The following is a 13,681-nucleotide window of genomic DNA, read 5'->3' on the forward strand; positions in this document are numbered from 1 at the left end:
TCATCAGATGATATTCATCTCATCCCCGTATTGAAAATTAAGTATTTCCTCATTACTAAAAAATATTGGGTATTCGTAATCGAAACTCTCTTTCGAATCGGATGCGTGGATTATGTTCTTCTCAATGCTTAAAGAATAGTCCCCCCTAATTGTTCCAGGCTGAGCTTTGCTCCCGTCGGTTGACCCACACATCAGCCTGGTTACCTCTATGCACCTGTTTCCTTCAAGAAGAACTGCAACTATTGGACCTGAAGTGATGTAATTGACAAGGTCGTTGTAAAACGGCTTGTCTTTGTGGACCGCATAATGCATTTGCGCCTTCTCCTTTGAGAGCAAGAGCATCTTCATTCCAAGAATTCGCATTCCTTTCTTCTCAAACCTCTTCAGAATATCTCCAACAAGTCTCCTTTTAACTCCATCGGGCTTTATAAGAACAAGTGTTCGATCCATAATACCACCGAAATCAGTGCTTAACAGCCTGCTTTCTTATTTCCTTCATGGTGTGGTACTCGCCAGTCCACTTGACACGTCTCTGAACACGCTTGAGTATAACCATGTTCGTTTTACACTTATTGCTGCAGAAATTGAGAATATTGCCATCTTTGCGTACGTATATAATACCGGTACCAGGCTCGATAGTCTTCCCGCAGAATGTACAGTTCTTTGTTATCATCTAGATTTACCTCATGGAAAGTTTTCTGGCTTCCCGAGCGGTCTCCCTGAGCATAAGGACGTCTCCAACTTTTACGGGACCCATGACATTTCTGGCTATGATTCTTCCCTGATCTCTCCCTGCAAGAACTCTGACTTTTGCCGTTGTTGCTTCGCCGCACATTCCTGTCCGGCCCATCAATTCTACTACTTCAGCAGGAGTTGCTTCATCTTCCGCCACTTTGATCACTCAATCCTTTCTTAACGTTTGAGATCTCCTCAAGGATCTGCTTGTAGACGTCTTCACTTTTACCGAAGTCTGTAACCGAAACAGACGCAGCTGAAGCAATACCAACCTTTGATCCAAGATCCGATCTCTTCTTGACATAGGCATATGGGACTTTCTTCTCCTCGCATAACATCGGGAGATAGTAAACTACCTCCGGTGGAGAGACATCCTCGGCAATCACAACTATCTTGCTTTCTCCGCGCTCGATAGACTTTATTACTTCGTTCGTTCCCTTCTTTATTTTCCCACTTCTAAACGAGTTTTCAACAAGATCCAATAACTTCTTCTCTGTCAACTCGGGAGTTTCGAATTTCACATAACTTTCTTTATCCATTTTTGAACCTCCTTCACTAAGGCAAACACAAAGAGCAAAACCATATTTATACTTTATCGCGGTTTCTTGAGTTTTTTGCTATATTCCTAAAGTTAGCATTACCTTTTTGGTTCAGTCATTGGAGAACGGTAACCACCCTTTAGGTTGAATTTTTCATAGAACGCTTTGTAATAACCAGATGGAAATCTCGATACATTTGTTTTCTCAAGGAGTGGCACGATCTTGTTTATCTGTATATCTTTCGCCTTGGAATACTCTCCACTCTCAAATGCCTTGTAGGCTTCAACGACATCTCCAGAGAAATTCGTAAGACCGCAAACACCACCATCAGCACCTATAGAGAGAGACGGTACCAATAGATCATCCTGGCCCTGGATTATAGAGAAATCGTTGGACGAAAATCTCATAATAGAAGAGAAATAACGCATGTCAGCGGAACTCTCTTTCATACCGACTATATCTGGGAAGTTGTTCTTCAGAGTTTCTATAGTCTGTAGTTCAATCCGCGCCCCTGCAAGCTGCGGGATATTATATATAAACGTGCTCATATGGACTTTCTGAATAATCGATGAGAAGTGCTTTATTATCTCAGGCTGCCCGGGAGTAATATAATATGGCGGCATTATGACAAGCGCATTTGCGCCTGCTTGTTTTGCGTGTAGTGCAAGTTCTACAGACTGATCCGTGGAGGATGAGCCTACACCTGCAAGTACTGGCAGGCCATGAGAATATTCTATCACATATTCCAAAAACTTTTTTCTCTCTTCTGTTCTTAAGAAAGGAAAAAGACCGGTGCTTCCCAGGGGGAAGAGCCCATTTATACCAATCTTCCTCAGATGTTCAATTAGAACCTCAGTTGCCTCATAATCAATATTTCCATCGGCTTTGAAAGGCGTTAACATAGGACAAATGATTCCTTTGTATTTCATAAACAGTAATTACCGCATTTTCTATTAACATTTTGGAAACAATAATTTTAGATAAACATGCTCAGAAATCGAAGAATAATAAAAACCAAGAAAAAGACCGCAATAAGGACGAGAAATATTTGAGTCCCGAAAGCAATTAGAAAGTCTCACTCGAATTTTGTGACTTTATGACGTTGATAAGTTCCCGAGGTATACCAAAATAGTACAGCTGCTCGAAGTCATCGATGTACCCCTTATAAATGGCTTTCAACACAAGTTCCTTCAGGGGAACGTATTTTGAATTAGGGGCATACTTCGTGCCAAGAACCCATGGAGGGTAGTCAAAGTAATTTGCAAGTTTACCTGGTACAACGTCAACAAGAATTCCATTCAATAGTTCTGAAATTTGGCGATTATAGTACCACTTCTTCACAGGAGAATTTATGAATCCTGGAGAAGGAGAGTATATTTTCCACTCTACTCCAAATGCCCTTTCCGATCCCACATAAATAGAGGAATTTCCAAAATTGTCAATTTCCGACTTTGGCGGGAGTTCCTCATTACCGGTTGAGGCATTTACAACGTAAACGTCCGGTGGCTTAAACATTTCTTGATGCTTTTCCAGCATTCGCTCCAATTCCTGAGCTTCTCCAATAGAAATATTTCTGTCATTCTCGAATTGGTACGCTATTTCCTGAACATCTTCCAAACTAGAATTCAATATTGTCTTAAAGTAATATGCGAAACGATCTCCGCTCATAATTTATATCACACTTACAATGTATTAGTGAATAGAACTATAAATACCTAGCGGTATTTTATACATATCAAAATAACTCCAAGTGGTTGGGAAATGGGCAGCCGAGTCGGTAAATTTAGACCCTTTAGAAGTTAAAACCGCTGACGCAGGCGACGAAACATATCGGATAGGAATGACTAAATTATCGCTTTTATTGGCTTCGAAGGAAAACGAGAGAACATTCGGCAATGTTTATAAGACTGCCTAAAATATGTGTTTATGAAAGTTGCAATTGCCACAAAAAACGACCTAGTTGCTGATCCTGGCGAGTGTGAGGAAATACACTTCTTTGATCTGAAGGATGGAACGTATATCCTGCTCAAGAAAATAGAAAACCCTGGAAAAGCTGCAAAAGCCGCCAAGGGAGTTGTGATGCTTAGAAGTGCATTAGAGAACGGAGCAGATGCAATAATTGTTAATGAAATTGGAAGACCTGGTGTAAACTATCTTAAAGGAAAAGCGAAAATATTTTTGGCAAACGGAATGAGTATAGAAGATGCAATTCACGCTGTGTCCAGCGGAAAACTTAAGGAAACCGAAGAACCAACACACGAAGGGGGACATAGAGAACATCATGAACTATAGTTCAAAAAATGAATAAAAATACTGTTAGAATAATTCTATTTCCATGGCGCTTGACTGAATGGAAATTATTTTTCCTTCCTTAGATTTGCTCCTTTTCGCCCCTTACCCGATGTAAAGATTCTAGATCCTTCTTCCGGAATATGGCTTTGCAACACGTAGAAACCATTTTTTTGCTCATACATTATGCCCGGATCAATCCCAATACCAGAATATAGAGCATCTCTGTCACTCCTTAACGTTAGTTGAGGATAACTGAGTATTAATTCGGCTAACTCGATTGCCCTTTCAAGCAATTTTCCTTCTGGCACGATTTCACTGACTATACCCATTCTAAGGGCCTCATTAGCATCTATCAACTTCCCAGTTAGTATGAGGTAAAGCGCGTTTCCAAGTCCGGAGATTAATGGTAGTCTTTGTGTGCCCCCGTCGATTAGGGGTACACCAAAACGCCTCTCCAGAAAGCCAAACTTCGTGGTAATTTCGCAGATTCTTATGTCTGCCCATAGGGCGATCTCGAATCCTCCCGCAACACAGTAACCGGGAATTGCTGCTATGACAGGCTTTTTCAAAGTCCGTCTGGTCATCCCCAAAGGACCACCTGGATTCATAGCTCTTTGCGATAGAGTTTCTATATCTTTCAGATCAGCACCTGAGCAAAAATTCTCCGATGATGATGCAATTATTCCTACATCTGATTCTGGGTCTTCATCAAACTCTTGCCAAGCCCGATCAAGCTCATCCGCAGTTTGCAGATTAATAGCATTTCTCACCTCTGGCCTGTTCAATTTCACAATAAATATGCCATTCCTCTTTTCAACAATTATGTTCTTCACTTTAATTCGTCCCCCTACAAACCTTTGATCATAATGTTATCGCTTTACTAAAATTCGTTGGCAAATACATTTCCGTTATCTTTACGCCAGAAATTTATTTTTCCTTAGCCAATGTTCAGCTCGCAGCTATAAAGCTATAATGATTGATGGGTAGAGCACATTTTTATACGATTTTCGCAAGTATTACAACAATTTTCGAAATATGATAAAGTGTTATAACATTTGAATATTTTTAATAATTAGGGTTATATTATACCGTATCTTTGCGTGTAGATGCAAAAATCGAATGGTTACAAACGAGATCTAGGATTGCTTAACCTTGTCATGTTAAACTCGATGGGTATGATAGGATCTGGGTGGCTCTTCGCGGAAATGTATACCAGTTCCTATGCCGGTTCTTTTGGTTCTGTGTTCTCATGGCTCCTGGGCGGAGTTATTGTCCTGCTCATTGCCTTGACGTTCATGGAGGTATCTTCTGCTTTCCCGAGGGCAGGTGGGTCGACCCCGATAGGGGAGTTCTCTCATGGGAAACTCGTAGGTTTCATTTCCGGCTGGGGGGCATGGCTGTCTGATGTAATGACGCCCCCCATAGAAGCTATTGCATCTGTGACCTACCTGTCTTTTTTTATAAAAGGGATTGTGTCACCTACCGGTTCACTTGAGCTTTTAGGATATATTCTGGCAGTCGTCATATTGGTCATCATACTTCTTGTTAATCTTCTTTCTGTGAAAATGTTTGGAAACACTCTAACCGGAGTCATGGTATGGAAATGGGCAATTCCTGCTCTCGTAATTGTTACTCTGATACCATTTTTCTTCCATGCGACCAATTTCACGGCCTACGGCTCTTTTTACAACGGTTATTCTGGGGTATTTTACGCATTGGTTCTGGGAGGAGTCATATTTTCTTTTGAAGGCTTCAGGGCTGCCGTAAACATGGCGGGTGAGGCAAAAAATAAAACATATATCTGGAAATCGGTCATTATTGCTCTTGTTTTGGTTATGGCCCTCTATGTCCTCCTGCAGATAGCTTTTGTCGGTGGAATTCGCTGGGATGTCTTTGGTATCACCCCAGGTGACTGGGGGGCACTCTCATCCTCCATAGTTGGAGGGCCATTCGCTCAGGTTGCCTCCGCTATTGGTCTTGGCTGGTTGGTAGTAATACTGATGATAGACGCTGTTATATCACCCGGAGGTGCAGGAATAAGCTACGCTGCCTATCCTTCCAGAATATTCCAATCTATGTCCGAGTTTGGTTATGCCCCAAAGATGTTTTCAAAGTTGAGCAGCAAACATGTGCCAGCAAGAGCCCTGGTTCTTGGTTTTATATTGGGGTTGTTTTTTATTTATGAATTCCCAGGATGGCATCTACTAATAGGCATTTTGACATCAACGCTTGTTATTGCATACATTGTCGGTCCCGCTTCGATAAACGTTTTAAGAAAAACTTCACCGAAAACTGAAAGGCCTTTCCAGCTCAGATACTCTAAAGTTATTGCCCCGCTTGCTTTCATCCTTACATTTTTAGTAGTTTATTGGTCCGGATGGCCTCTCTCTGGTGAAGTTGTTTTTGCCACATTGGCTGGTTTGTTCATGTTCACGTACTTCTACCGCAAGATGTTTGAGGTTTCAAAAAAAGAGTTTATAACGCTCCTCATCCTCACAACATCAGTCGTTCTTGCTTCTCTGTTCATGCTCTTATTCCTGTACTATTTCTACAATCTGGAATACGCGATTATTTCCATTGTAATAGCTCTATCTTTGGCTGTATATGCTCTAATAAGCCTATATTCTGAAAACAAAAAGTCAGATATTATTTATGGTTCGTGGTTTATATTTGCTCTTCTTGCAATAGAATTTCTCTCACTGATCGGTCCAAGCCAGTATGGGGGGTACAATCTTATCAAATTCCCTTACGATTTCATTTCTGCCGCAGCGGCCGGATTGCTCTTCTACTTCTGGGCGCAGATCACAGGCCATAGAACCAAATCGTTGGACGATTACGATGTTTCGGAGGCTAACGATACCGCTTAGTTTCATCAATTACTGCACCAGGGAATATAACTTTCCAATCAAATAAAGGTCGCATGAAACTACAATCTACTTTAGGTGTAACAATCTGAAATCCACTCCACAAATACTCATTGGTTGTAACAATCAATATTCCCATGTTTAACACAGCCGGAATGGTGATAGGTCCGCAGAACCGTGAAAGTGAGTCAAACAATATGGCAAAACCTGCGCCCTGAAACCCTGTTAAAGATGTACCATATGCAGAACGTTAAGAGTTTGTTCCAATGAAATCAAACACTCTTAGCTTTGTTTCTAAATATTTACAAAATTCAGGAGCAGGGAAACGTTAACCTATTTTATACTAGTTATAAATTTCATACTGATGACAGTAAAGGTAGGAATTATCATGGGAAGTCGGAGTGACTACGAATACATGGTTGATGCTAGTACCGCTCTCAAAGATTTTGGAATTGAGACTGAGATGAAGATCGTTTCTGCTCACAGGACGCCGGATTACATGTACGATTATGCTAAGTCAGCTAAAAGTCGTGGTATCGAGGTCATTATCGCAGGTGCTGGAGGTGCCGCTCACCTGCCTGGGATGACCGCTGCTCTGACTACACTTCCGGTAATAGGCGTTCCTATTCCTTCTAAAAATTTGAAAGGCATCGATTCACTATTGTCTATAGTACAAATGCCTTCCGGAGTTCCGGTCGCCACTGTTGCAATAGGGGCCTCCAGAAATGCGGGTATCCTTGCTGCGAGAATTCTAGCGTTGAGCGATGGTAAAGTGGCCAAGAAGCTGGAGAATTTCATGGAATCTCAAACAAGAAAAGTGTTAGAGGAAAAACTAGAATGAACATCGGTATCATTGGTGGTGGCCAGCTAGGCTGGATGATGATTAATGAATCGAAAAAACTTGGTTATAATTTTAATGCAATTGATAAGGAAATGAGTTATCCTGGAGTTAAGATCTCGGATCATGGTTTTGTTTATGATCAATTCAAGGAGTTCGTTGACTCTAGCGATGTGGTCACTTATGAATTCGAGCATGTTGATAGCAGGGTTCTCGAATATGCAGATTCGATGAACAAGCTAAAACCAGGGCTTTTCCCTATAGAGCTGAAACGGGATAGATCTAAGGAAAAGAAATTTCTAAAAGACCTGTCTCTCCCCACTGTTCACTTTAGGATTGCAAATTCCTTGGCAGCGCTTGAGCAACTGGAATTACCTGAGAAGTGCATTGCCAAGACCGCCATGTACGGCTATGATGGCAAGGGGCAGTTTCTCATAACAGGCGGAAAGATTCCTGATGGTATGCCAGATGAAAAATATGTTGTTGAAGATTACATGGACTTTGACGCTGAAGCGTCGCTTATTGCTTCGCGGTCTATCGATGGAAAGATTTCTTTCCACGCCCCCTCATTAAATGTAAACAAAAACGGAATGTTATTGTACAATGTCGCTCCTTTTTCAGACTTTGGAATGAAGTCTATAGTTGAGAAACTTCTAAAAGGCCTTAATTACGTAGGAACGATGGGCGTTGAATTCTTTATAAAAGATGGAAAAGCCTACGTTAATGAATTTTCCCCAAGGGTTCACAATTCTGGACACCATACACTCTTAGGTTCTTCAATTTCACAATTTGAGCAGCATATCAGGGCAATTACTGGTCTTCCCATCCCGGATCCGGTACTACTTTCACCAAGCGGGATAATAAACATAATTGGCAGAGATTTAGATTCGCAGTTAAGAACTAGGATACTTGAGGTGCCATCTACACAAATATACTGGTATGGAAAGAGCGGGGTTCGTAAAAGAAGAAAATTGGGACATGTAAATGTCGTTGGCGAAACAACTGAAATCGTTAAAGAAAGAATATCACAGCTTGAAAAAATAATATACGGAAACCACATAGACGATTTTATCTAGCTATCTCGTCACCGGACCGTTGTCGATCCTTTGCTCATAACTTTCAATCTCTTGTGCCCGGTTATAGGTAACTACAGTCAAAAAAATACCCGTTTTGATCTTTCAGGCCTAATCTCTGACAATATGCATCCCCCAGCTTTCCAGGATACACTGATCATTACCTACACGTCAACTGCAAAGATAGGATGCCACTTTGAATTCGGTCCTCCTGATAAAATGGAAGATGAGAAATAGGTAGTCAATGAATTTAATCGAATAAAAATCCCTTATTGTAGGCATCTGAGCAGGAATGTAAGATCTCCGAGTTCATTTGGTCATTTCGTCCTTATAAGATTCTATAACTGAACGCGCTATTACAAGTTTTCGTATCTCGGTAGTGCCGGCAGCAATTTCTCCGATCACGGAATCTCTTAGAAGTCTTTCCACTGGGAAATCTGTAGTGTAACCATAACCTCCAAGTATCTGCACAGCATCTTTCGCTATTTGAATTGCCGTTTCAGAAGCCAGCATAATGGAAGCAGCAGCATATTTTGGATCAGAAACCTTATCTTGTGCTAGAATTATGGCTTTATAGGCAAGTAATTTTGCCGCTTCTAGCCTTGTAAACATGTACGCTATTTTTTCCTGTATCAATTGGTAATCAGATATGGGTTTCCCGAATTGCTTTCGCTTTTTCGCGTACACTACTGCTTCGTCCATTGCTCTCCTCGCTATCCCCAAGGGAAGGAATGCCATGGTAGCCCTTTCCGCGTTTAAACCTTCATATATTACTCTTTTTCCACCACCTTCTTCACCAAGGATTCGGTCTCTATCCACCTCAACATCACGGAACACGACTTCACCTGTTGGAGATCCACGCATTCCCATCTTATCTATTAATCCAGGCGTTTGAACTCCATCCTCGCGCCTTAAAATAAATGCAGAATAGTTTGAAGATTCTCTGGCATAAACAAGGAAAACATCCGCTATTGGAGCGTTTGTTATGAACATTTTTGAGCCATTTATTATGAAACGATTGCCCGTTTTCCTGTAACTTGTTGTCATCCCGCCAATTGCATCGGATCCGGCTCCAGGTTCAGTCAGGCAGAGGGAACCAATCCATTCACCGAGTGCAAGCTTTCTTGCGAATTCCTCCCTTTGTCCTTCTGTGCCATTTCTATAAATATTATCCAGTACCAGATTGCTGTGTCCGCCATAGGAGAGAGCTAGTGAAGCCGAATGATACGCTATCTCTTCCACTATCACGCCAAAAGTCAGGTAATCCAGCCCTGCGCCACCAAATTTTTCGGGAATGGTAATGCCAAGCAATCCAAATTTTCCCATTTTGGTTAGAATGTCTTTGACCATCGTCGGTTCTTTTTCAATCTTTTTTGCATTTGGTTCAATCTCTCTCTTTGAAAATTCCTCAGTCAGTTCTTTTATTGAGAATACATCATTTGGCAAATTAAAGTCCATCCTATTCACCGTTTTGCTTGCAATCGGACAAGAGTAGTTCAAATTTTGTTTGTTATTTCGACGAGGATTGTATTTTTTCCATGACATTAAAGCATGCTAGAAAATTCACCTGACTTGAAAGGATTAAAGAAGAATCATTAGGAACTATTCCTCGATACTTTTAGTTTCTTGGCAATATAATCTGTCATCTTTATAGCCTCACTTTCCTTCATGTTTTTTAGTTTAAATTTTTCGGTTCTTCCAGTTGGTGTCTTTGGTAGGTTCGGGATCATCTTTATGTAGTTTGGAATCCAGAAATTCGGCATGTTACCGATACAATAGTCAATAATCTCCTCTGGTGATAATCTATCATCCATCGGGACAACAACCGCCAGAACCTCCTCGTCTCCATTTTCGAATTTAAGAGGTACGACAGCAGCATCCTTTATACGTTCATACTTAAGTAATGTCTGTTCAACCTCGAAAGATGATATGTTCTCCCCCTTTCTCCTTATTGCATCTTTAGCTCTGTCAACAAAGTAAATATTGCCGTTCTCATCATACCTTCCGAGATCACCCGTGTGGAACCACAAATCTCTGAAAGCCTCGAACGTTTCTTCTTTCATTCCGTAGTACTCTTTAAAGGTGGCAAAAGGAAGCCTTGGTCGGATCAAAATTTCCCCTGTCTCGCCCATTTTTACCGGAAGATCTCTTTTGTCTACTATGGAGACCTCAAAAGGCGGCGCAGGTTTACCGCAACTGCCGGGAGGATTCCTCCCAGAAATAACAACGCTAAATGGAGATGTTACTGGTATACCTGCTTCTGTTCCCCCGTATCCGCCTGTGATCCGAATACCAAAACGCTCCACTGCAGCATTCCAGATCTCTTTTGATGAGTAAGCTATCGCTATGAGTTGTCCGTGCTTTCTCTCGATTTCCGACTGAGGCTGTTTCAACAGCGCTTCCAGTATAGGTCCAACAGCATGGAAATGCGTAACACCATATTTGTTTACGTCGTTCCAGAACTCGCGTGGATTGAATTTCTCAACAAGGACAAGCGTTGAGTTTGCAAGCATGGAGGATATTGTTGCAAGATCCAGCGCCATTATATGAAAGAGTGGTAGGTACACGTAAACTACACTGTTTGCATTCACTCCACCTGCATCAATCATGTCCAAAGCTGTGAGTAGAAACTCAGAATTCGTCTCAACAACAACTTTGGACCTGCCTGTAGTCCCTGACGTTAGTATCATTGCACTCGGATCGTTCCAGCTTGTACTAATCCCTGGTATTTTCGCTTCAGCTACATTTGCAAGTTTGTCAAATTCAACGTACTTACTGATTTTGTCTTTGTACCTATCTTCTATATCACCAAAAATTATGGTATTTTCAACAAGTTTAAGCTGATCAACAACCTCAAGGTACTGGGGAAGCAGTCTTGAGTCTACGAAAACATATTTAGCTTCGGGCTGGATTAAGTTATATAACAATGAATCTTTGATAAAAGCTGTATTAACAGTTACCGGAACAGCCCCAGCCTTCAGGACAGCGAAATAGGCAATAATCCATTCTGGAGAATTAAGACCAAAAATTGCAATTCTGTCGCCGCGAGAAACGTCAAGTCCGATTAAAGAATAGGCCATTTTATCCGTTATTTCATTCATTTCCCTGTAAGTATATCTGATTCCATTCTCAAATATAAGCCAGGTTTTATCTCCATTTTCTTTCGCTTTTTCTCTCAGGAGATTGGCGATAGAGTTGTACTTTTCTAGACATTCCTGATAGACCTCTAGATCATAGAATCCTTCTTTTTTTGTCGGATCAGGTGGAAACATCTAAAAGACATGTCGTTAGCGCTAAATAAAGTTGTCTCCTTCTCTTGTAATGATAATCCTCCTTTATCATTATACCTGAAGAATATTATCAAATTTCTTTACTTAAGAAATAAAGAATATTCCCCGCGTCGCTCGATCTATTTTAATCGCTAAGAACCAGAAAAAGTTTCACATTGATAAAAAAGTACTCAAATTACTCTCCAAGTAATCTGAAAGAATGATACAGCTCAGTTGAAACTTTTATACAATCCAATCCTTTTCACCCCACAGTTTCACATTCTGCATATCACTTGATCTCTTGAACTTTGTGAATAAAAATGCCCTGATCGACATTTGGGGGCAAAATGTCCAATTACCTATCAATGAAAAAGAGTAATGGTTTTCTATGTTATATTTTATTATGACTGAAAAAGTATGGTTCAGAAACTGGAATGAGAATATAACAAAAACCCTTGAGTACCCGGAGATATCGGTTGATAAGATTTTTCAGAAATCCGCAGAGTGGTACCCGGAAAAACCATTTATGATTTTTTACGGGAATAGAATAGACTATGGTACGGCTTGGAGACATATTCTTGGACTATCCGCTTCCCTAAAGAGTCTTGGAATAAAGAAGGGAGATCGCGTTGGAATTTCCATGCAGAATTCCCCTAATTGGGTCATATCATTTTTTGGCATAATTAACTCAGGTGGTATCGTTGTCCTGTTAAATCCAATGCTGAAATCGGAGGAGTTGACCCTTATAGCAAAAGACAGTGGGTTGAAACTTATTCTTACAACAGATGATCTTTTAACTAACGTCCAGAGCGTTGCATCAGGCCTTGATTTAAAAGTAATGTCCGGCAGTGTTAGTTCCTTTCTACCTAATTTACACTCAATTCCCGTGCCAGCACAAATAAACAAGAACTATGATAGGGACAACGCATTGTCCTGGGATGATGCAATAGAACACGATAGCGATTCTGATCATGAAAGGATATCATCAAACGACACCGCGATGATAGCTTATACCTCTGGTACAACTGCTGTTCCGAAAGGCTGTGTCCACACTCATAGTTCAATAATTGCAAATGCAATGGCATCTGCCTACTGGAGAGGCGTCACTCCGGCATCAGTAGAACTCTCCGTTGCACCTTTCTTCCATGTGACAGGCTTATCGTTCTCAGTGCTTGGTCCGATATATGAGAGTGCGACGATTGTTCCCCTGTATAGGTGGGATAGACAGGCCGCTGTGGAAAGCATTGAGAAATTTAAAGTGACACACTGGGTCACAGTTCCTACCATGATTGCTGATCTGCTTGCCATGCCGGATCTTGAAAAACGTGATTTTTCGTCTTTGACATTTATTGGTGGAGGCGGGGCAGCTGTTCCTAAACCACTTCTCGAAAGACTTGAGAATCTTGTTCATCTTAATTTTGTTGAGGGTTACGGAATGACTGAGATGATGGGACAGACGCACGTGAATCCGACAAGAAAGAGAAAACCAGGAAGCATTGGAATCCCGCAATTTGGTGTCGATGCAAAGATAATAGATCCTGATACCGGGAAGGTTCTTGATCCTCGCAAAATAGGGGAGATAGTATTTAACGGGCCTTCCCAGTTTAAAGAATATTTTGGTAAAAGAAAAGATACTGCGGAGGCCATGATTGATATCGATGGAATCCCATATCTGCGTAGCGGTGACATAGGTTATATGGATGAAGACGGTTTCTTCTTCATTGTTGATCGCCTAAAGAGAATGATAAACAGGGCGGGTTTCAAGGTCTGGCCACTTGAGGTGGAAAATGTTCTTTATGGGATTCCTGGAATAAAAGAATGTTGTGTTATATCCACTCGCGACAACAGGGTCGGAGAGGAGGTCAAGGCTGTAATTGTACCTAAGCCTGGATTTGAGGGAAATATTCATGAAGATGACATAATTAAACACTGCAAGGAACACCTGGCAGACTACAAATATCCAAGAGTAATTGAATTCGTAAACGAAATTCCAAAAACCGGGTCAGGAAAAATCGACTGGAGACTCCTTCAGGAAAGAGAGAATTCAAAAATAAGAACGTGAACCGAAAAT

Annotated in this window: 14 protein-coding genes; 5 read left to right on the plus strand and 9 right to left on the minus strand. The window is 41.1% G+C overall.

The window, feature by feature from the left end:
* Positions 1-3: 3 nt before the first annotated feature.
* The 6 genes from ndk to LVQ96_05710 form a co-directional block, all read right to left on the minus strand.
* Positions 4-450, minus strand: coding sequence for a nucleoside-diphosphate kinase (ndk, locus tag LVQ96_05685; GenBank protein ID MCW6170644.1), 447 nt, complete (start codon positions 448-450; stop codon positions 4-6).
* A 13-nt stretch (positions 451-463) separates the two neighbouring features.
* Positions 464-673 (minus strand): 50S ribosomal protein L24e, encoded by a 210-nt coding sequence (locus LVQ96_05690; GenBank protein MCW6170645.1) that lies wholly within the window; start codon positions 671-673, stop codon positions 464-466.
* 6 nt (positions 674-679) lie between these two features.
* Complete coding sequence (locus LVQ96_05695) at positions 680-850, minus strand: 30S ribosomal protein S28e (protein MCW6170646.1); 171 nt, start codon at positions 848-850, stop codon at positions 680-682.
* Positions 851-878: 28 nt separating this feature from the next.
* Positions 879-1,274, minus strand: coding sequence for a 50S ribosomal protein L7Ae (gene rpl7ae / locus LVQ96_05700; protein ID MCW6170647.1), 396 nt, complete (start codon positions 1,272-1,274; stop codon positions 879-881).
* Between the two features lie 98 nt (positions 1,275-1,372).
* Positions 1,373-2,203, minus strand: a complete 831-nt coding sequence (locus LVQ96_05705) for a dihydrodipicolinate synthase family protein (protein MCW6170648.1) — start codon at positions 2,201-2,203, stop codon at positions 1,373-1,375.
* Between the two features lie 136 nt (positions 2,204-2,339).
* Positions 2,340-2,942, minus strand: a complete 603-nt coding sequence (locus LVQ96_05710) for a hypothetical protein (protein ID MCW6170649.1) — start codon at positions 2,940-2,942, stop codon at positions 2,340-2,342.
* 258 nt (positions 2,943-3,200) lie between these two features.
* Between LVQ96_05710 and LVQ96_05715 the strand changes: the two genes are divergently transcribed.
* The gene (locus LVQ96_05715) at positions 3,201-3,566 is read left to right on the plus strand and encodes a NifB/NifX family molybdenum-iron cluster-binding protein (GenBank protein ID MCW6170650.1); all 366 of its coding nucleotides are present in this window, start codon (positions 3,201-3,203) and stop codon (positions 3,564-3,566) included.
* 65 nt (positions 3,567-3,631) lie between these two features.
* Here the strand turns inward: LVQ96_05715 and LVQ96_05720 are convergent, their stop codons facing one another.
* On the minus strand, positions 3,632-4,399 hold the full coding sequence (locus LVQ96_05720) for an enoyl-CoA hydratase-related protein (protein ID MCW6170651.1): 768 nt from the start codon (positions 4,397-4,399) through the stop codon (positions 3,632-3,634).
* Positions 4,400-4,672: 273 nt separating this feature from the next.
* Between LVQ96_05720 and LVQ96_05725 the strand changes: the two genes are divergently transcribed.
* The 3 genes from LVQ96_05725 (at position 4,673) to LVQ96_05735 (ending at position 8,344) form a co-directional block, all read left to right on the plus strand.
* Complete coding sequence (locus LVQ96_05725) at positions 4,673-6,433, plus strand: amino acid permease (protein MCW6170652.1); 1,761 nt, start codon at positions 4,673-4,675, stop codon at positions 6,431-6,433.
* Between the two features lie 361 nt (positions 6,434-6,794).
* Positions 6,795-7,271 (plus strand): 5-(carboxyamino)imidazole ribonucleotide mutase, encoded by a 477-nt coding sequence (gene purE, locus LVQ96_05730; protein ID MCW6170653.1) that lies wholly within the window; start codon positions 6,795-6,797, stop codon positions 7,269-7,271.
* Complete coding sequence (locus LVQ96_05735) at positions 7,268-8,344, plus strand: 5-(carboxyamino)imidazole ribonucleotide synthase (GenBank protein MCW6170654.1); 1,077 nt, start codon at positions 7,268-7,270, stop codon at positions 8,342-8,344. The genes purE and LVQ96_05735 overlap by 4 nt, the downstream gene beginning before the upstream one ends.
* A gap of 306 nt (positions 8,345-8,650) precedes the next feature.
* On the opposite strand, the gene LVQ96_05740 is transcribed toward LVQ96_05735, so the two are convergent.
* A complete protein-coding gene (locus LVQ96_05740) occupies positions 8,651-9,799 on the minus strand; it encodes an acyl-CoA dehydrogenase family protein (GenBank protein MCW6170655.1) in 1,149 nt (382 codons plus the stop codon).
* Positions 9,800-9,936: 137 nt separating this feature from the next.
* Positions 9,937-11,613, minus strand: a complete 1,677-nt coding sequence (locus LVQ96_05745) for an AMP-binding protein (GenBank protein MCW6170656.1) — start codon at positions 11,611-11,613, stop codon at positions 9,937-9,939.
* A gap of 400 nt (positions 11,614-12,013) precedes the next feature.
* Between LVQ96_05745 and LVQ96_05750 the strand changes: the two genes are divergently transcribed.
* Positions 12,014-13,672, plus strand: coding sequence for an AMP-binding protein (locus LVQ96_05750; GenBank protein ID MCW6170657.1), 1,659 nt, complete (start codon positions 12,014-12,016; stop codon positions 13,670-13,672).
* The last annotated feature ends 9 nt before the right edge of the window (positions 13,673-13,681 follow it).

This window comes from Thermoplasmatales archaeon (assembly GCA_026127925.1).
Taxonomy (GTDB): Archaea; Thermoplasmatota; Thermoplasmata; order Thermoplasmatales; family Thermoplasmataceae; genus JAKAYB01.

Bases quoted from the DNA above. Each gene is read 5' to 3' on its own strand.
- LVQ96_05695 (MCW6170646.1), bottom strand. From the start codon at position 850: ATGGGCCGGACAGGAATGTGCGGCGAAGCAACAACGGCAAAAGTCAGA.
- LVQ96_05735 (MCW6170654.1), top strand. From the start codon at position 7,268: ATGAACATCGGTATCATTGGTGGTGGCCAGCTAGGCTGGATGATGATT.
- LVQ96_05715 (MCW6170650.1), top strand. From the start codon at position 3,201: ATGAAAGTTGCAATTGCCACAAAAAACGACCTAGTTGCTGATCCTGGC.
- purE (MCW6170653.1), top strand. From the start codon at position 6,795: ATGACAGTAAAGGTAGGAATTATCATGGGAAGTCGGAGTGACTACGAA.
- LVQ96_05725 (MCW6170652.1), top strand. From the start codon at position 4,673: ATGCAAAAATCGAATGGTTACAAACGAGATCTAGGATTGCTTAACCTT.
- LVQ96_05745 (MCW6170656.1), bottom strand. From the start codon at position 11,613: ATGTTTCCACCTGATCCGACAAAAAAAGAAGGATTCTATGATCTAGAG.
- LVQ96_05710 (MCW6170649.1), bottom strand. From the start codon at position 2,942: ATGAGCGGAGATCGTTTCGCATATTACTTTAAGACAATATTGAATTCT.
- LVQ96_05740 (MCW6170655.1), bottom strand. From the start codon at position 9,799: ATGGACTTTAATTTGCCAAATGATGTATTCTCAATAAAAGAACTGACT.
- LVQ96_05705 (MCW6170648.1), bottom strand. From the start codon at position 2,203: ATGAAATACAAAGGAATCATTTGTCCTATGTTAACGCCTTTCAAAGCC.
- LVQ96_05750 (MCW6170657.1), top strand. From the start codon at position 12,014: ATGACTGAAAAAGTATGGTTCAGAAACTGGAATGAGAATATAACAAAA.
- LVQ96_05690 (MCW6170645.1), bottom strand. From the start codon at position 673: ATGATAACAAAGAACTGTACATTCTGCGGGAAGACTATCGAGCCTGGT.
- rpl7ae (MCW6170647.1), bottom strand. From the start codon at position 1,274: ATGGATAAAGAAAGTTATGTGAAATTCGAAACTCCCGAGTTGACAGAG.
- ndk (MCW6170644.1), bottom strand. From the start codon at position 450: ATGGATCGAACACTTGTTCTTATAAAGCCCGATGGAGTTAAAAGGAGA.